We start from the raw sequence: 18,324 nt of genomic DNA, 5'->3' as shown, positions 1-18,324 counted from the left end.
TCCTTGAACGGAAGTTGCGCTAAGAAGCGCGCGACCATTCCATGACATCAAGGAAAATGCCATGACAGCGCGTACCCTCCTTCTCCTGCCCGGCGACGGCATCGGCCCGGAAGCCATGGCGGAAGTCCGCAAGATCATCGCCTATATGAATGCCGAACTCGGCGCCGGTTTTGAGACCGACGAAGGCCTCGTCGGCGGCTCGGCCTATGACGCCCACGGCGCGGCGATCTCGGAAGGCGACATGGAGAAGGCGCTTGCAGCGGATGCCGTGCTGTTCGGCGCCGTCGGCGGCCCGAAGTGGGATGACGTTCCTTATGAAGTCCGCCCGGAAGCCGGCCTGCTGCGCCTGCGCAAGGACCTGAAGCTGTTTGCAAACCTGCGCCCGGCCATCTGCTACCCGGCGCTCGCCAATGCCTCCTCGCTGAAGGCCGAGCTCGTCGAGGGCCTCGATATCCTGATCGTGCGCGAACTCACCGGCGGCGTCTATTTCGGCGAGCCGAAGGAGATCATCGATCTCGGCAACGGCCAGAAGCGCGGCATCGACACGCAGGTCTACGACACCTACGAGATCGAGCGCATCGCCGGCGTCGCCTTCGAACTCGCCCGCACGCGCGGCAACCGCGTCTGCTCGATGGAAAAGCGCAACGTCATGAAGTCCGGCGTGCTGTGGAACCAGGTCGTGACCGAGACGCACAAGCGCGCCTATTCCGACGTGCAGCTGGAGCACATGCTGGCCGATGCCGGCGGCATGCAGCTTGTGCGCGCTCCCAAGCAGTTCGACGTCATCGTCACCGACAACCTGTTCGGCGACATGCTCTCCGACGTCGCCGCCATGCTCACCGGCTCGCTCGGCATGCTGCCGTCCGCCTCGCTCGGCGCGCCGGACGCGAAGGGCCAGCGCAAGGCGCTCTACGAGCCCGTGCACGGCTCGGCACCGGACATTGCCGGCAAAGGCATCGCCAACCCGATCGCCATGATCGCCTCGTTTGCCATGTGCCTGCGCTACTCCTTCAACATGGTCGCGGAAGCCGACAACCTCGAAAAGGCGATCGCCGACGTGCTCGACAGCGGCGTGCGCACCGGCGACATCATGTCGGAAGGCAGCCGCCAGGTCGGCACGACCGAAATGGGCGACGCCATCCTCGAAGCGTTCAAGAAGCTCTCGGCCTGAGACGGATATCTTCGCTGAAAAGGCTCCCGGCGCAGGCGCTCAGGGAGCCTTTTTCGTTTGCGCTCCCTTGAAATGCCGGCTGCCGCCAACACATGGAAGCGACGCTGTTTTCAAAGGATGACCATGAACCGATCGTTTGCGACCTCCTCGCTCTGGATCCTCGCCACCACCGTGCTCCTCGTCGTGGCCCTCGTGCCCTTCGATCCCACGCTCTCCGAGCGCGCCCAAGGCCTTCCGGGCGGCATCGTCACCTTCAACGAGCGCATCACCGATTTCGGCACGTTCAGCTGGATGATCTACGGCTCCGGCCTGGTTGTCATCCTCGCCTATATCGTGCACCGGGTCAGCCGCAACGAGACGCTGGCGGGTCGCGCCCGCACGGCGCGGCGGCTGTCGCTCTATTTCCTCGTGACGATCGGCGCGACGAGCGCACTGGTGCATCTCTTCAAGCTGATCGTCGGGCGGGCGCGGCCGGAACTCTTCTCCGAACTCGGAGCCTACAGCCTGACGCCCTTCGCCTATGACAATCTCTATGCGAGCTTCCCGTCCGGCCATTCCGCCGCCGTCGGCTCGTTTTTCGGCGCCTTTTCCATGCTGGCGCCGCGGCTGCGGCCGCTGTTCCTCGTCGGCGCGCTGATGATCGGCATCTCCCGCGTCATCGTCGGCGCGCATTATCCGAGCGACGTCGCCGCCGGCCTGCTGCTCGGCCTCTGGACCGCCGTCGCCACCGCTTTCGTCTTCGCCCGCAGGGAATGGCTCTTCCGCTTCAACGAGCACGGCTGGCCGTTGCCGAAGGCGCTGCTGCCACCCAAGCCCCAATAAAGAACCCGGCCCGTGTTGCCACGAGCCGGGTCCGCCATGAACAATCGGAAGGGGGAGATCAATCCATGGCGTGGATGTCGCGGTCCTTGGTTTCCGGCAGGAACAGGAGACCGATGACCAGCGTGATGCCGGCGAACACGATGGGATACCAGAGGCCGTAGTAGATATCGCCCTGGGCGGCGCTCATCGCGAAGGCCGTTGCCGGAAGCAGACCGCCGAACCAGCCGTTACCGATATGGTAGGGCAGCGACATGCCGGTGTAGCGGATGCGGGTCGGGAAGAGTTCGACCAGCAGGGCGGCGATCGGGCCGTAGACCATCGTGACGTAAATCACGAGGACCGTCAGCACAGCGATGGTCATGATCCAGTTCACATTTGCCGGATCGGCGACCATGGTGAAGGCACCGCCCTTGTCGACCGTGTAGACCGCCATCTCGGTGACGCCGGCGGCTTCTTCGGCCGTCAGCAGCTTGGCGGTGACGAGGTCGGCAGCGGGCGTCGTCGCCTTCTCGCCGGCGCGGATGGCGGCAGCATCGAGCGCGAGTTCCGGGTTGGCCGTGACGAAGGCGTCGAGCTTGGAGTCCGGCACCTTGATCGCACCGCGCACCAGCGGGTAACCGCCTGCCTGCAGGGCAAGGTTGGTTTCCTTCTGGAAGGCAGCGTCGAGCGCCTTGGCCTGGTCGGCCGAAGCGATGGCGTCGTAGCTGTTGATCGTCTTGTCGCCGATCTGGACGGTCGCAGCCGTACCGGCAGCCGCCGTGGTGACGACGTCATAGGGCACCGAGTTGCGGGTCAGGAACGACGTCGCGATATCGCACGAGGTGGTGAACTTCGCCGTGCCCGTCGGGTTGAACTGGAACTTGCAATCGCCCGGGGCGGCGGTGACCGTCGCGCGGATCGATTCCTGCGCCTGAGCGAGCGCCGGGTTGCCGGCCCAGGTCATGGCCTTGAACAGCGGGAAGTAGGTGAGCATGGCGAGCAGCAAGCCGGCCATGATGATCGGCTTGCGGCCGATCTTGTCCGACAGCCAGCCGAACAGCACGAAGAAGCCGGTGCCGATGAGCAGCGAGCAGGCGACCATGATATTGGCCGACTGGCCGTCCACCTTCAGCACGCCGGTCAGGAAGAACAGCGCGTAGAACTGGCCGGAATACCAGACGACGGCCTGGCCGACGACGGCGCCGAACAGCGCCAGCAGCGCGATCTTGGCGTTGCGCCACTGGCCGAAGGCTTCCGTCAGCGGTGCCTTGGAGCCCTTGCCCTCTTCTTTCATCTTCGCGAAGGCCGGCGATTCGTTCATCTTCAGACGAATCCAGACGGAAACGCCGAGCAGGATGGCCGAAAGCAGGAACGGAATGCGCCAGCCCCATTCGGCGAAGGCTTCCTTGCCGAGAATGAACTGCACCAGCAGGATGACCACCAGTGACAGGAACAGGCCGAGCGTCGCCGTTGTCTGGATCCACGAGGTGAAGTAACCGCGCTTGCCGTCCGGGGCGTGTTCGGCGACGTAGGTCGCGGCACCGCCATATTCACCACCGAGCGCCAGGCCCTGGAGCATGCGCAGGATGATGAGGATGATCGGAGCAGCGATGCCGATGGTGGCAGCACCGGGCAAAAGGCCGACCACGAAGGTCGAGAAGCCCATGATCAGGATGGTGACGAGGAAGGTATATTTGCGGCCGACGAGGTCGCCGAGGCGGCCGAACACCAGCGCGCCGAACGGACGCACGAGGAAGCCCGCAGCAAAGGCCAGAAGTGCGAAGATGTTGCGCGTCGTTTCCGGATACTGGCTGAAGAAGGTGGCGCCGATATAGATCGCCAAGGAACCGTAAAGATAGAAATCATACCACTCGAAAACAGTGCCGAGCGAAGAGGCGAAGATCACCTTCTTCTGCTCGCCGGTCATGGGCGTCGATTTGGCCGCGCCCACTGTCGAAACATTTGCCATTTCATTGTCCTCCACAAAAACGGCGTATCGGGCAGCCCATGATCGTCCGGAGTTTCTCCCTTAAAACCCAGGACAGGGTGCGCCTGATTGGAAGGATGGCAGAAAAAGAACTGTGACAGCAGCGCTGCTTTGGGCTTATGACTTTGGGTGTACGACTTTGGTCGAAGATGAAACGTCTTCGCCGAAGCGCCGCTTTGCGCACGCGCAAGGCTTGACTCTTCGTGAGATGAGCGTATTCAGCACCCACGCAAAGGAACCGCCATGTCCCGCCTTGGTCTCACCATCGCCAGCATGATCGATCCGGCCTTCAACGCCGGACGGGTTCGCCATTGCGCATCCATTTCCAAAACAACGGCCAAAACGACGACGAAAACCGTCTGACGTCTCTGGCCCACCGCTCTCTCCCCGGTATGGCCGGGGACCGAAACCCGCGTCGAGGCCGGCGGGTTTCCCTCCAGAACCCGCGGAGAGACAGAGAAAGAGAGCATGAGTATGGGTTTCAAGATCGCAATCGCCGGCGCGACCGGCAATGTCGGCCGTGAAATGCTGAACATCCTGGCCGAGCGCGGCTTCCCGGCCGACGAAGTCGTCGCCCTCGCTTCCAGCCGTTCGCTGGGCACCGAAGTCTCCTTCGGCGACAAGACGCTGAAGGTCCAGAACCTGGAAAACTACGACTTCTCCGACACGGACATTTGCCTGATGTCGGCCGGCGGCACGGTTTCCCAGAAGTATTCGCCGAAGATCGGCGCCAAGGGCTGCGTCGTCATCGACAATTCCTCGGCCTGGCGCTACGACGCCGACGTTCCGCTGGTCGTTCCGGAAGTGAACCCTGACGCCATCACGATGTTCACCCGCAAGAACATCATCGCCAACCCCAATTGCTCGACCGCCCAGCTCGTCGTCGCGCTGAAGCCGCTGCATGACCGCGCCACGATCAAGCGCGTCGTCGTCTCGACCTACCAGTCCGTCTCCGGCGCCGGCAAGGAAGGCATGGACGAGCTCTTCCAGCAGACCCGCGCCGTCTTCGTCGCCGATCCGGTCGAATCGAAGAAGTTCACCAAGCGCATCGCCTTCAACGTCATTCCGCACATCGATTCGTTCATGGAAGACGGCTACACGAAGGAAGAGTGGAAGGTTCTGGCCGAGACCAAGAAGATCCTCGACCCGAAGATCAAGGTGACCTGCACGGCCGTGCGCGTGCCCGTCTTCATCGGCCACTCCGAATCGGTCAACATCGAGTTCGAAAACGAGATCACGGCGGACGAGGCCCGCGAGATCCTGCGCGAGGCGCCGGGTTGCCAGGTCATCGACAAGCACGAGAACGGCGGCTACATCACGCCATACGAATCGGCCGGTGAAGACGCCACCTACATCTCGCGCATCCGCGAGGACGCGACCGTCGAAAACGGCCTCAACATCTGGGTCGTCTCCGATAACCTGCGCAAGGGTGCCGCGCTCAACGCCATCCAGATCGCGGAACTGCTCGTCGCCCGCGGCCTGATCAAGGCGAAGAAGCAGGCTGCCTGATCACGGGAGCGGACGGTAAAATTGGAGTGTTTCCGCGTTTCTGGCAAATGTGGCAACGTTCCGGTAACCAATTTTAAATAAAAGTCCCGGTTGTTCCGTTTGAGAACGATCGGGACTTTGCTTTGAACCATGCCGGCGGACAGGCCGGAACGGCTTCACGGCAAGGTGCGATGACAGGAACGGCGGGGCATGGCATGCTCCCGCAGCGGAATTTGATTTAGATCACGGGGTTTTTCATGGGCATGACACGGAGCGTGGCCAAGGTGCTGGCCGCAATGATCGCCACGGCAGCAGTGCCGGCGGCGGCTGAAGCTGCCAAGTGCGGCAACGATGCAGGCGGTTTTCCGGCCTGGGTAGAGGCATACAAGGACGAGGCCGCCGGCCGCGGCATCAACCGCGCGACGCTGGACAAGGCATTCGCCAATGTCAGCTATGCCCGCGCGACGATCCGCGCCGACCGCGGCCAGAAGAGTTTCAAACTCTCCCTCGAACAGTTCATGCAGAAGCGTGGCGGCCAGGCGATCATCCGCCGCGGCAAGGGCCTGAAGAAGCAGAACGCAGCACTGTTCGAGCGCATCGAGGGCCGTTACGGCGTGCCGGCCGGCCCGCTCTTGGCCATCTGGGGCATGGAAACCGGCTTCGGCGGCTTCCTCGGCAAGGAACACACGATCTCGGCCGTGGCGACACTCGCCTATGATTGCCGCCGTTCGGAATATTTCACCAATCAGCTCAACGCCACGATGCAGCTTGTCCAGAAGGGCATTCTCTCGACGTCCGCACGGGGTGCCGCGCATGGCGAAATCGGCCAGACGCAGTTCCTGCCGGCAAACGTGCTGAAATACGCCGTCGACGGCGACGGCAACGGCCGCATCGACCTTGTCGGCTCGAAGGCCGACGCACTCGCCTCCACCGCGAACTTCCTGCGCGGCCACGGCTGGAGCGCCGGCGGCGGCTACCAGCCGGGCCAGGGCAATTTCGGCGCCCTGCAGGGCTGGAACGCGGCCAGCGTCTACCAGCGCGCGATCGCCATCATCGGCGCGGAAATCGACGGCGAATAAGTCGGGACAAGATCGAATGCAGGAAACCCGGTGCGAGCTTCGCGCCGGGTTTTTCTTTACGTGCCCGGGCGCACGAAATCGCCGGTCTTGGCGTCCATGATCCAGAGCTCGCCGGTCGAAATGTCGAACCATGAGCCGTGCAGCTGGATGCGGCCCTTTTCTTCCAGGATGCGCACGCAGGGGAAGGTTCTGAGATTGGCGAGCGAGTTGCGGATCGAGACGCGCTCGAGCGCACGCTGGCGTTCCGCCTGCGTCAGGAGTTCGGCACCCTGGATCTGTTCGGCGACGGGCCTCAGCATGCCCATCCACTTGCCGATGAAGTCGCCGGGCGAGAGCGGCTCGGCATCGAGCGCGAGCGCTGCCGAAATGCCGCCGCAGCGGCCATGGCCCATCACCACGATATCGCTGACCTTCAGCGACTGCACCGCAAATTCAAGCGCCGCCGACGTCGAGTGGTACTGCCCGTCCGGCTCATAGGGCGGCACGAGGTTGGCGACGTTGCGAATCACGAAGAGTTCGCCCGGTCCGCTGTCGAAGATCGTCTCGGGTGCTGCCCGGGAGTCACAACAGGCAATCACCAGCGTCTTCGGCTTCTGGCCGGTCTCGGCCAGCGCCCGGTAGCGCGCCGACTGTTCGGCATAACGGCCGGACATGAAATTGCGGTAGCCATTCAGAAGACGGTCGGGAAAGCTGTTCATGGTGTCAAAATACCCCCGTGCAAACGATCTGCCGGATGAGGCCCCATCCGGATGTGCATAAACCACTCCGCACGGGATGGCGCAAGACGATTCAGGGCCGTTTGGTCTGCGCCGGATGCAGGAGGCGGCGCATGTGCACCATGGCCATGGGCGTGGAAATGCTGCCGGCATCCTGTTCCAGCGTCAGCTCGTCCGCACCGCGCTTGGCGGTGCGCGCGACGATCTCGAAGACGCTGGCCGTCGCCATCATCAAGGCCCGTTCTTCCGCCAGGCCTTCCATCAGCCGGGAGAGGAAGATCGCCGAAAGCAGGTCGCCGGTGCCGTTCGGCGGGTTGGGCACAAGGCGGTGTTCCGCCAGAAGCGCGCTGCGCCCGGAAAGATAGAGATTGCCCGTACTGCCCGCCATCAGCGGCAGCGAAGAGGTGACCAGCATGCGCGACGGGCCGAGCGACAGCGCCGCCTCCATGACCGCCGCATTGGTTTCCAGCGGCGCGCCGGAAAGCCAGGCCAGCTCGAACCGGTTGGGCGTGGCGATCGAGGCGAGCGGAATCAGCCGGTCGCGGATCGCCACCGCCGTCTCTTCCGCGATATAAAGGCCGCTCTCATCGCCGCAGACCGGATCGCACATATAGAGAAGGTCCGGATTTTCCGCCTTGAGCCCCGACACAAGGCGCGCCACGGAAGCCACCTGCGCGGCACTGCCGAGATAGCCCGACAACACCGCCTTCACCTCGCCGCGCCAGGGCGCGCGCAAAAGGTCGGAGATCATCGCATCGAAATCCTCGGCTGAGATCGCCACGCGGGTCGATTTTCCGTGTCCCGGATGCCAGGGCAGGATGACCGTCGGCAGCGCCCAGACCGGGTGCCCGAGCGTCTCGAGCGCGAAGACGGCGGCGCGGTTGCCGACCGTGCCGCGCACCACATGGCTCGAAATCACGATGACCGTGCCCTTGTCGCTCTCGTTCATAAGCCGGCTCCCTTTCGTCCCGTCGAGTGATGACAAGGGGGTCCGAGCCTGTCAACGCCCGCCCTGCCATCCACCTCTCGCGCGACACCGCCGATCGCCCCGCATGACCGGTTTGTGACGTCTTTTCGTCAAAAAAACCGGAATTCCTGGGCGAAACGACAGTGTAACTGACCTATTCCGGACAAAATCGATTGAATTTTCTGACGATTCCACAAATTTCGTCGCAGGTATTTTTTCTTCTGCTAACGTCCGGCCATCGGATTCGAGGGAGAATTCCATGGGTGCCCGGACCAACGTGAAACGAGAAAAACACATCGAAGCCGCAAAGGCTGCAGCTGCCGCCCTCGGCGCAAAAACACTAAACCCCGACATCCTGTTCGGGCGTGCCAGCAAGGACGACATCGAGCTTTATACCGGCCCGATGCTGGCGGTTGCCGCCGCCCATGCCATGGCCGAAATCGAGGCCTGGGACGGTGCCACGCCGCGCGTCACCGTCACCACGCTGCCGGAGGTTCGCCCGGAGGGCGAGCCCGTCTCCGTGCTCTCGGTCACCGACCGCAACCAGCCGTTCCTCTACGATTCGGTGATGGGCGAAGTGACGAGCACACACCGCGACATCCACCTCGCGGTCCACCCGATCCTCGTCGTGACCCCCGGCGAAACGCCGAAACTCTTCTCGCCGGACGAGGAAAGCGACCCGGCACACCGGGTCAGCCATATCGAGATCCACCTGTCGGAACTCGCACCGGGCGAGGCCGCCTTGCTCGTCGAGCGCGTGAACACCGTGCTGAACCAGGTTCACCAGGCCGTCGACGACTGGCCCGCCATGGTGGAAAAACTCGACAGCGCCATGGCCGACATGGAGCGTTACGCCAAGGCCAAGGCCGACAAGGATGAAGCCCTCGCCTTCATGACCTGGCTGCGCAGCAACAACTTCACCTTCCTCGGCATGCGGGAATACAGCTATTCCGGCAAGGGCGAGCAGGCGACCGTGGAGCGCGGCGGCGAAGGGCTCGGCATCCTCTCCGATCCCGACGTGCGCGTGCTGCGCCTCGGCAAGGACGCCGTGACGACGACGCCGGAAATCCTCGAATTCCTCGAAGGCCCGGATTTCCTGATCGTCACCAAGGCCAATGTGAAATCCCTCGTGCACCGCCGCGCCTATATGGATTATATCGGCCTGAAGCGGTTCAACGAGAAGGGCAAGGTGATCGGCGAACTGCGCATCGTCGGCCTCTTCACCTCTACCGCCTATACGCATGCCGCCGGCCAGATCCCGCTTTTGCGTTCCAAGGTGGCTCAGGTCATCGAGCATTTCGGCTACGACCCGAAGAGCCATTCCGGCAAGATGCTGATCAACACGCTGGAATCCTACCCGCGCGACGATCTCTTCCAGATCGACACCGGCCTGCTCGCCACCTTCTGCGAGCAGATCAACGAACTGTCCGACCGCCCGCGCATCCGCGTGCTGCCGCGCATCGACCGGTTCGACCGCTTCGTCTCCGTCATCGTCTACGTGCCGCGCGAACAATATGATTCCGACGTGCGCGAAAAGATCGGCAACTATCTGAAGTCGGCTTACGATGGCCGCGTCTCCGCCTATTACCCGGCTTTCCCGGAGGGTGGGCTTGCCCGCGTGCATTTCATCATCGGCCGTTCCGGCGGCAAGACGCCACGCATTCCGCAGCCGAAGCTGGAACAGGCCGTGCGCGAGATCGCCACGCGCTGGACGGATCGCTTCGAAACGCTCTCCGGCGGCGATGGCCTGCGTCTGGTCACCGATCGCGGCTACCAGGAGGACTTCATGCCCGCCGAGGCCCATGCCGACCTCGCCCTCATTTCAACGGCGACGCCGGACGACCCGATCCGCATTTCCTTCTACCGCAAGGCCTGGAACAACGACCTCAGCACGGTCGAGCTGAAGATCTTCCATGCCGGCGAGCCCGTTTCGCTGTCGCGCCGCGTGCCGCTGCTGGAAAACCTCGGCTTCAACGTCGTCAGCGAACAGACGCACGACCTCACGGTCGCCGGTTTCGACGGTGAACAGCGCCGGGTCATCCTGCACGACATGGAGCTCAAGCACCGCGACGGCATCGAGATCAATCTCGACAAGCTGAGCCCGATGCTGGAGGAAGCGTTCCTTGCGGCCTGGCATGGCGAGGTCGACGACGACGCGCTGAACCGCCTCATCCTGACCGCTGGCATTTCCGCCCGCGAGATCATGGCGCTGCGCACCTATTCGCGCTACCTGCGCCAGACCGGCATTCCCTATTCGCAGGGCTATATCGCCGATACGCTGAACAAGTACCCGCCCATCGCCGCCAACCTCTTCCGCCTGTTCAAGACCCGCCTCGACCCGAAATTTTCGGATCGCCAGCGCGAGAAGAAGACCGGCGAGACGGCCACGGCGATCGAAGAAGCGCTCGCCAACGTGCCGAGCCTCGACGAGGACCGCATTCTCCGCCGCTACGTCAACGCCATCCAGGCGACGCTGCGCACCAACTATTTCCAGCGCGACGCCGACGGCAAGCCGCGCAAGACGCTGGCGATCAAGCTCGATCCGAAAGCGCTGGACGGCCTGCCGGAACCACGGCCCTTCCGCGAGATCTTCGTCTACGGCGCCGAGGTGGAAGGCGTGCACCTGCGCTTCGGCAAGGTCGCCCGCGGGGGTCTCCGCTGGTCGGACCGCGCGCAGGACTACCGCACGGAAGTGCTCGGCCTCGTGAAGGCGCAGCAGGTCAAGAACTCGGTCATCGTGCCGGTCGGCGCAAAGGGCGGCTTCTATCCGAAGCAGCTTCCCGCCGGCGGCAGCCGCGATGCGATCTTCAAGGCCGGCACCGAGGCCTACAAGACCTATATCCGCACGCTGCTCTCCGTCACCGACAACATCGTCGGCCAGGACGTCGTGCCGCCGGCCGATACGGTCCGCCTCGATGGCGACGATCCCTATTTCGTCGTCGCGGCCGACAAGGGCACGGCGACCTTCTCCGACACGGCGAACGGGTTGGCGCAGGAAGCCGGCTTCTGGCTCGACGACGCTTTTGCCTCCGGCGGTTCGGCCGGCTACGACCACAAGAAGATGGGCATCACGGCCCGCGGCGCCTGGGAGACGGTCAAGCGCCACTTCCGCGAGATGAACATCGACATCCAGAAGACGCCCTTTACCGTCGCCGGCGTCGGCGACATGTCGGGCGACGTCTTCGGCAACGGCATGCTGCTGTCGCGAAAAATCCGGCTCGTGGCCGCCTTCGACCACCGCGACATCTTCATCGATCCGAATCCGGATACCGATACGTCCTTCGCCGAGCGCCGCCGCATGTTCGCTTTGCCGCGCTCCAGTTGGCAGGATTATGACCGCTCGGTGCTCTCCAAGGGCGCGATGATCATTCCGCGCACGGAGAAATCCGTGACGCTGACGGCTGAAGCCATGGCCGTCATCGGCATCGACAAGGCCAAGGCGACGCCGTTCGAGATCATGACGGCGATCCTCAAGGCGCCGGTCGACCTGATGTGGTTCGGCGGCATCGGCACCTATATCCGCGGCCAGAACGAGACGGACGCGGAGGTGGGCGACCGCGCCAACGACCCGATCCGCATCGTCGCTGACGATCTTCGTGCAAAGGTGATCGGCGAGGGCGCCAACCTCGGCGTCACCCAGCGCGGCCGCATCGCCTTCGCCATGAAGGGCGGACGCTGCAACTCGGATGCCATCGACAACTCGGCCGGCGTGAATTCGTCGGACGTCGAGGTCAACATCAAGATCGCGCTCGCCTCCGCCATGCGCGACGAGCGGCTGACGCGCGCCAAGCGCAACGTGCTGCTCGCCTCGATGACGGACGAGGTGGGCCACCTCGTGCTGCGCAACAACTACCTGCAATCGCTGGCGATTTCGCTGACGGAAAAGCAGGGTGCCGCCAACCGCGCGCCGCTGACACGCCTGATGGACCGCTTCGAGGCCGCCGGACAGCTCAACCGCAAGGTCGAGACGCTGCCCGACGACCGCACGGTCGCCGAGCGCTACCAGGCCGGCAAGCCGCTGACCCGGCCGGAGATCGGCGTGCTGCTCTCCTATGCCAAGCTCGTGCTGTTCGATGAACTCGTGCATACCGGCCTGCCGGACGAGCCCTATTTCGAGCCGACGCTGATCAGCTACTTCCCGGCGAAGATGCAGAAGACTTATGGCGACGACATCCGCTCGCATCGCCTGCGCCGCGAGATCATCGCGACGATCCTCGCCAACGAGGTGATCAACCGCGGCGGCCCGGCCTTCATCAATTCGCTGACCGACGGCACCGGCTTCGGCCCGGCGGATGCCGTGAAGGCCGCCGTCATCGCCCGCGATGGCTACGGCCTCGCAGCCCTCTATGCCGGTGTCGACGCGCTCGACACGCTGGTGGCGGGTGCCGTTCAGAACGAACTCTACGAGGAGATCGGCCGCATCTACGCCACCGTTACCAGCTTGCTGCTGACGACCGGTGCGGTGTCCGGCCCGCTGGACCAGGCGGTGCACAAGCTCAAGCAGGCACTGAAGCAGCTTCGCCCGCAGCTCTCGACGCTGATCTCGGAAGCCGCCGGCGACGAGGCACGCCGCAAGGCCCACGCCTATGAGGACGAGGGCGTGCCGGCGGACCTGGCGGAGGAGATCGCCACGCTGTCCATGCTGACCTTCGTGCCGGAGGTGATGCTGATCGCATCGGCGACCGGCGACACGCTCGGCAAGACGGCGCAGACCTTTGCCGGCATCAGCGCGGCGCTCAATATCGGCCGACTGCTTTCCGCGGCAAGCCGCATCCCGACCGGCGATCTCTACGAGTCGCTCGCCCTGCAGCGCAGCCTCACCGACATCGCCAATGCCCGCCGGGATCTCGCGAGCGTCGTGCTGACCGGCCACAAGGGCGAAAAGGCGCCGCTTGCGACCTGGCAGCAGGCCGACAAGGAACGGCTCGCCCGCGTGACGGCAAACCTCTCGGCGCTGACCGAAACGGGCGAAGCCACGCTCGCCAAGGTGAGCGTCGCCGCCGGCATCCTGAGCGACCTTGCACAGGCACGGTCGAAGTGACAAAGTCCCGTGCCGGCTGATGGAGCGAAGGCTCCGTTAGCCGGCATCGGACGGGCGCACAGTCGTCGCCCCCGCGAATTGGAGGGGCGATGACGATCGCGACGGAAAGCCGGGAGCCGCGCACAAGCCGGGCCGGCATCACGGGCTGGATGCTGTTCGACTGGGCGGCGCAACCCTTCTTCACGGTCATCACCACCTTCATCTTCGGCCCCTACCTCGTCTCGCGCCTCACCGAGGACCACGCCGCTGGCCAGGCGGCCTGGAGCTATACGCTCACCCTTTCCGGCACCCTGATCGCACTGCTCGCCCCCATCATGGGCTCGATCGCCGACGCCTCCGGCGCGAGAAAACCCTGGATAGCTGTCTTTGCGGTGATCAAGATCCTGTCGCTCGCCGCACTCTGGAATGCCGCACCGGGCTCGGGCCTGCTGTTCGCCATGGCGATGATCGTGCTGGCGACAGTCGCGGCCGAATTCTCCATCGTCTTCAACGATTCGATGATGCCGCGCCTCGTGCGTCCCGAGGATGCCGGCCGCATCTCCAACATCGCCTGGGGCCTCGGCTATCTCGGCGGCATGATCGTGCTGATCGCCGTCGTCGCGCTCCTCGCCGCCAATCCCGAGACCGGCAAGACGGCAATCGGCATCGCCCCGCTCTTCGGCCTCGACACTGCCGCCGGCGAGGACGCCCGCATCACCGGGCCGATCTCGGCGCTGTGGTATCTCGTCTTCATCCTGCCGATGTTCTTCTTCACGCCGGATCAGGAGAAAGGATTGCCGATCGCCGCTGCCGTGCGCGCCGGCCTCGCCGATCTTTCCGCGACGCTGCGCGATCTTAAGAAGAAGCCCGGCATCCTGCGCTTCCTCATCGCCCGCATGATCTACCAGGACGGCGTCAACGGCCTGCTGGCGCTCGGCGGCACCTTCGCCGCCGGCATGTTCGCCTGGCAGACCTTCGAACTCGGCATCTACGGCATCATTCTCAACGTGGTGGCGATCGGCGGCTGCCTTTATGCCAGCCGGCTGGACAAGCGGCTCGGCTCCAAGACCGTCGTGGTAATGAGCCTCGTCTGCCTGACCATCGCCACCGTCGGCATCGTCTCCACCGGCCCCGGTTTCACCCTGTTCGGCCTGATCCCGCTGCCGACCGCCGATTCCGGCGGCCTGTTCGCCACCGCCGCGGAAAAGGCCTATATCCTCTACGGCCTGCTGATCGGCGTCGCCTTCGGCCCCGTCCAGGCCTCGGCCCGCTCCTATCTCGCGCAAAGCATCCATCCGGACGAGGCGGGCCGCTATTTCGGCCTCTATGCCCTGTCCGGCCGCGCCACGTCGTTCCTCGCGCCACTCTCCGTCGCCCTCATCACCACCGCGACGGGTTCCGCCCGCATCGGCATGATGGCGCTGATCGCCTTCCTCGTCGTCGGCTTCCTGCTCCTGCTGCGCACGCCCTATCCGGCCAACAAGACCTGAAACGCAAAACGCCCCGCAAGCGGGGCGTCAGCTTCATGACAACCTTGCCGCACCCCCAACGTCATCCTCGGCCTTGAGCCGAGGATCCACGTCTCGTCCGCTGCGGTGGATGCTCGGGTCAAGCCCGAGCATGACGGAGGAGGGGTTGCGGTTAACGCCGACGTTTTAAGCCCCGCGAAGAATCCGGCTCAATGCCGGAAGTGGCGCATGCCGGTGAAGACCATGGCGACGCCGGCCTCGTCGGCGGCGGCAATCACTTCCGCATCGCGCATCGAGCCGCCGGGCTGGATAACGGCCGTGGCGCCCGCGGCGATTGCCGAAAGCAGGCCGTCGGCGAAGGGCAGGAAGGCTTCCGAGGCAACGGCCGACCCGCGCGTCAGCGGCTCGGCAAGGCCCATCGCCTTTGCGGCGTCCTCGGCCTTCAGGCCGGCGATGCGGGCGGAATCGACGCGGCTCATCTGGCCGGCGCCGATGCCGGCGGTCTGGCCGTCCTTGGCATAGACCACGGCGTTCGACTTGACGTGCTTGGCCACCTTGAAGGCGAACTTCATGTCCACCAGCTCCTGCGCCGTCGGCGCGCGCTTGGTGACGACCTTGAGTTCGAGATCCTCGACCATGCCGTTGTCGCGGCTCTGCACGAGCAATCCGCCGGAGACCGTCTTGGCGGAAAGGCCGGGCGTACGCGGATCGGGCAGGGCACCGGTCACCAGCAGGCGAAGGTTCGGCTTGCCGGCAATGACGGCGCGCGCCTTCTCATCCGCATCCGGCGCGATGATGACCTCGGTGAACAGCTTGACGATCTCCTCGGCCGTCTCGCCGTCGAGCGTCGAATTGAGCGCGATGATGCCGCCGAAGGCCGAGACCGGATCGCAGGCGAGCGCCCGCGCATAGGCATCCTTCAGCGTCTTGCCGGTGGCTACACCGCAGGGATTGGCGTGCTTGATGATCGCGCAGGCCGGGCCGTTTTCCGGCATGAACTCGGCGACGAGCTCGAAGGCGGCGTCCGTATCGTTGATATTGTTGTAGGAAAGCTGCTTGCCCTGCAGCAGCGTCGCCGTCGCGACACCGGGACGGTTCTCGCCGGTGACGTAGAAGCCCGCCTTCTGGTGCGGGTTCTCGCCGTAGCGCATCTCTTCCTTCAACACACCGCCGAGCACGCGGTGGCGCGGCATGGCGATGTCGAGCACTTCGGCAAACCAGTTGGAGATCGCGGCGTCATAGGCTGCCGTGCGGGCATAGGCCTTGGCCGCGAGACGCTGGCGGAAGGCATAGGAGGTTGCGCCGTCGGCGAGTTCCTCGATGAGGGCAGGGTAGTCGGCCGGGTCTGTGACGATGGTCACATAGGCGTGGTTCTTGGCGGACGCGCGGATCATCGCCGGGCCGCCGATGTCGATGTTTTCGACGGTCGTCGGGTAGTCGCCGCCCTTGGCGCGCACCTCTTCGAACGGGTAGAGGTTGATGACGGCGAGGTCGATCGCGCCGATGCCGTGCGCCTTCATCGCCTCGACATGTTCCGCGTCATCACGGATCGCCAGCAAGCCGCCATGCACGGCGGGATGCAGCGTCTTGACGCGGCCGTCCATGATTTCCGGAAAGCCCGTGACCTCGGAAACGTCGGTCACCGCGAGGCCGGCGTCGCTCAGCGCCTTGTGCGTGCCGCCGGTCGACAGCAGCCGCACGCCCTTTTCGGCAAGGGCGCGGGCGAGATCGACGATGCCCGCCTTGTCGGACACGGACAGCAGCGCCGTGCGGATGGCGACGCGATCGGGGGCGGGGATTTTCTTGGAAATGACGGCCATGGGGCGCTCCGTTCTGCGGCCCGGGAGGGAGGGGCCGGATGGTCATGCGCCCCGTTATCACAGGCGCGCCCGCGAGAAAACCGCGAAACGTCCTGACGTCTCAGCGTTGTCGCGCCAGCGACCATTGAATTTCCGCCACCCTGGCCAGCGGCATGGTGAGCGTCAGTTGGCGCGAGGCGCGCACGCCGGAGGGATCGGCGAAGAAGACGTCCTCCTCCTCTTCCACCGGCACATCGACGCAGGTCAGCGCCCAGGCCTCGCCATCCACCGCGATGAGCCGCGTCTCGTTGGCGGAGACCCGGTAGAGCTGGATGGTCGGGTGGATGTGGAAGCGTACCACCGCCGTGCCCTTCTCGATGGCGCCATCCGGGTCGCTCGGCTTGTAGAACCGTTCGCGGCCGCGAATCTCGCTGCCCGTCGCTGCGACAAGGATGTCGCGCTCATAGAGCAGGCCGAAGCGCTTGAGGTAGCCGTCATGGGTCGCCGTCACGCTGTCGGCGCCGGACTGGCGCTCGGCACGCGACACATCGACCTTGGAAATACCGCCGACGACGATCGGCCCGATGAAGCGCGAGGTGGAGATGCGTGCGGAAGACGTGTCGTTGAGCGTCGCGACCGAATGGGCCGCCGTGGTGCGCGACAATTGCCGCAGCGCCTCGCCGGCAAAGCGCGGCCGGCCGGAATTGACGATGAAGCGGTTCTTCCCCGACGACATTTCGAGGGACAGCGCGCCGGCGGCGGCCGTTGCCGAAAGATCGACCGAGCGCGGCACCCCGGTATCCATCAGCACGACCGTCTCCTTCACCGCCAGGCGATCGTAATTGCTCGACGGCAGGGCCTTGAAGGGCGACCCGCCGGTCTCGTCGTAGCGCAGCGCCGACATCAGCTCGTGCGCCAGTGTATAGGTCGCGCCGTTGAACAGCGCGAGTTCGCCGCCCTGGTGGCGGAAGAAGCGCAGCGCCGGATAGATGCGGTCGATGGAGGGAATGAGCTGCGCCGGCATGTCATGGCCGAGATTGACATAGGTCTGGCGCAGCGGCAGCAGGTCGAGCAGCACGTCGAGGGCTGCCCGCGGATTGCGTGAGCAATGGCCGCCATCGGGAAGGATCTGCCGGTCGAGCTCCTCGTCGAGATGGCGCGCGGCCTTGCGCATGCGCGAGGGGGAGGCCGGCATGGCGATGGAGGCCATGGCGAGCGCGATGCGCACCCGAAGCCGCGGCTCGCCATCACGCGTCGTATCGGCGACGTGGCGAAGGTAGCGCACCTGGAAGGCGAGGCTCTTCAGGAAGCGGCGATAGAAGGGGTAATCGGCATCCTTCAGCACGACCGGCGAATGGGACAGCCACGCAATGATGCGCTGCGCCGCGACATCCGGCCGCCAGGCCAGCCCGCCGATGTAACGGCCGTGGCTCTGCAACCAGTCATCGACGATGAAGCGGGCCGTCAGCGCCGCCTTTTCCGGATCGACGAGGCGCATATGGCGAAGCCAGCCGAAGGAATGCAGGCGGACGGCGAATTCTTCCGAGGGAAGCTCCAGCGCGAAGGGTGATTCGCCCTCGCATTCGAGAATGCGCCCGGCGAGCGGAAAGCGACCCCCGACGATTTCTTCGCCGGCAAAGAGGTCGGCCGGATGCAGGTCCGTCGGCGCAACGATCAGCCGGTCCGGCGTACCGCCGGAAAAGCGCATGGCGCTGATTCGTCCCAAGGCAAGCCTACGCGAGAAACGGCGCCAACCCTCACGCATATACAGATAGAGTAGCCGCTGCCTGTCGGAAAGCTGCATGGTTAACGAATGCCTCCTGAACC

General features: G+C 64.7%; 11 protein-coding genes. 6 read left to right on the top strand and 5 right to left on the bottom strand.

The genetic code is table 11. From position 1 onward, the window contains the following. Positions 1-61 precede the first annotated feature (61 nt). Together leuB and J2Y63_RS29175 are read left to right on the top strand one after the other, a co-directional pair. A complete protein-coding gene (gene leuB / locus J2Y63_RS29180) occupies positions 62-1,171 on the top strand; it encodes a 3-isopropylmalate dehydrogenase (RefSeq protein ID WP_256120486.1) in 1,110 nt (369 codons plus the stop codon). 123 nt (positions 1,172-1,294) lie between these two features. Then, positions 1,295-1,993 carry a phosphatase PAP2 family protein gene (locus J2Y63_RS29175; protein WP_435268985.1) on the top strand — a complete coding sequence of 233 codons (699 nt, stop codon included), beginning with the start codon at positions 1,295-1,297 and terminating at the stop codon, positions 1,991-1,993. A 58-nt stretch (positions 1,994-2,051) separates the two neighbouring features. Here J2Y63_RS29175 and J2Y63_RS29170 read toward each other — a convergent pair whose 3' ends face one another. Beyond that, entirely contained in the window at positions 2,052-3,941 is a 1,890-nt protein-coding gene (locus tag J2Y63_RS29170; protein WP_435268984.1) for an MFS transporter, read from the bottom strand. Between the two features lie 492 nt (positions 3,942-4,433). Here J2Y63_RS29170 and J2Y63_RS29165 point away from each other — a divergent pair, with 492 nt between their 5' ends. Together J2Y63_RS29165 and J2Y63_RS29160 are read left to right on the top strand one after the other, a co-directional pair. Beyond that, positions 4,434-5,468 (top strand): aspartate-semialdehyde dehydrogenase, encoded by a 1,035-nt coding sequence (locus J2Y63_RS29165; protein ID WP_435269002.1) that lies wholly within the window; start codon positions 4,434-4,436, stop codon positions 5,466-5,468. Between the two features lie 236 nt (positions 5,469-5,704). Next, entirely contained in the window at positions 5,705-6,526 is an 822-nt protein-coding gene (locus J2Y63_RS29160) for a lytic murein transglycosylase (RefSeq protein WP_256120483.1), read from the top strand. A 56-nt stretch (positions 6,527-6,582) separates the two neighbouring features. Here the strand turns inward: J2Y63_RS29160 and J2Y63_RS29155 are convergent, their stop codons facing one another. After that, positions 6,583-7,224 (bottom strand): carbonic anhydrase, encoded by a 642-nt coding sequence (locus J2Y63_RS29155; RefSeq protein ID WP_435268983.1) that lies wholly within the window; start codon positions 7,222-7,224, stop codon positions 6,583-6,585. A 91-nt stretch (positions 7,225-7,315) separates the two neighbouring features. Further along, the gene (pdxY, locus tag J2Y63_RS29150) at positions 7,316-8,191 is read right to left on the bottom strand and encodes a pyridoxal kinase PdxY (RefSeq protein ID WP_256120481.1); all 876 of its coding nucleotides are present in this window, start codon (positions 8,189-8,191) and stop codon (positions 7,316-7,318) included. 277 nt (positions 8,192-8,468) lie between these two features. On the opposite strand from pdxY, the gene J2Y63_RS29145 reads away from it, so the two are divergent. Together J2Y63_RS29145 and J2Y63_RS29140 are read left to right on the top strand one after the other, a co-directional pair. After that, the gene (locus J2Y63_RS29145; RefSeq protein ID WP_435268982.1) at positions 8,469-13,250 is read left to right on the top strand and encodes an NAD-glutamate dehydrogenase; all 4,782 of its coding nucleotides are present in this window, start codon (positions 8,469-8,471) and stop codon (positions 13,248-13,250) included. A gap of 89 nt (positions 13,251-13,339) precedes the next feature. Next, a complete protein-coding gene (locus J2Y63_RS29140) occupies positions 13,340-14,719 on the top strand; it encodes an MFS transporter (protein WP_435268981.1) in 1,380 nt (459 codons plus the stop codon). 188 nt (positions 14,720-14,907) lie between these two features. Here the strand turns inward: J2Y63_RS29140 and purH are convergent, their stop codons facing one another. Then, positions 14,908-16,518 carry a bifunctional phosphoribosylaminoimidazolecarboxamide formyltransferase/IMP cyclohydrolase gene (purH, locus tag J2Y63_RS29135; protein ID WP_435268980.1) on the bottom strand — a complete coding sequence of 537 codons (1,611 nt, stop codon included), beginning with the start codon at positions 16,516-16,518 and terminating at the stop codon, positions 14,908-14,910. Between the two features lie 100 nt (positions 16,519-16,618). Continuing rightward, the gene (locus J2Y63_RS29130) at positions 16,619-18,301 is read right to left on the bottom strand and encodes a heparinase II/III family protein (protein WP_435268979.1); all 1,683 of its coding nucleotides are present in this window, start codon (positions 18,299-18,301) and stop codon (positions 16,619-16,621) included. Between the last annotated feature and the right edge of the window lie 23 nt (positions 18,302-18,324).

The sequence above is a fragment of the Shinella sp. BE166 genome (assembly GCF_051201095.1).
GTDB classification, from domain to species: Bacteria; Pseudomonadota; Alphaproteobacteria; order Rhizobiales; family Rhizobiaceae; genus Shinella; species Shinella lacus.
Note: the sequence above shows the minus strand (reverse complement) of the source record. Positions and strands in the feature narration are given on the sequence as shown.

Bases quoted from the DNA above. Each gene is read 5' to 3' on its own strand.
- J2Y63_RS29140 (WP_435268981.1), top strand. From the start codon at position 13,340: ATGACGATCGCGACGGAAAGCCGGGAGCCGCGCACAAGCCGGGCCGGC.
- leuB (WP_256120486.1), top strand. From the start codon at position 62: ATGACAGCGCGTACCCTCCTTCTCCTGCCCGGCGACGGCATCGGCCCG.
- pdxY (WP_256120481.1), bottom strand. From the start codon at position 8,191: ATGAACGAGAGCGACAAGGGCACGGTCATCGTGATTTCGAGCCATGTG.
- J2Y63_RS29130 (WP_435268979.1), bottom strand. From the start codon at position 18,301: ATGCAGCTTTCCGACAGGCAGCGGCTACTCTATCTGTATATGCGTGAG.
- J2Y63_RS29160 (WP_256120483.1), top strand. From the start codon at position 5,705: ATGGGCATGACACGGAGCGTGGCCAAGGTGCTGGCCGCAATGATCGCC.
- J2Y63_RS29145 (WP_435268982.1), top strand. From the start codon at position 8,469: ATGGGTGCCCGGACCAACGTGAAACGAGAAAAACACATCGAAGCCGCA.
- purH (WP_435268980.1), bottom strand. From the start codon at position 16,518: ATGGCCGTCATTTCCAAGAAAATCCCCGCCCCCGATCGCGTCGCCATC.
- J2Y63_RS29155 (WP_435268983.1), bottom strand. From the start codon at position 7,224: ATGAACAGCTTTCCCGACCGTCTTCTGAATGGCTACCGCAATTTCATG.
- J2Y63_RS29165 (WP_435269002.1), top strand. From the start codon at position 4,434: ATGGGTTTCAAGATCGCAATCGCCGGCGCGACCGGCAATGTCGGCCGT.
- J2Y63_RS29175 (WP_435268985.1), top strand. From the start codon at position 1,295: ATGAACCGATCGTTTGCGACCTCCTCGCTCTGGATCCTCGCCACCACC.
- J2Y63_RS29170 (WP_435268984.1), bottom strand. From the start codon at position 3,941: ATGGCAAATGTTTCGACAGTGGGCGCGGCCAAATCGACGCCCATGACC.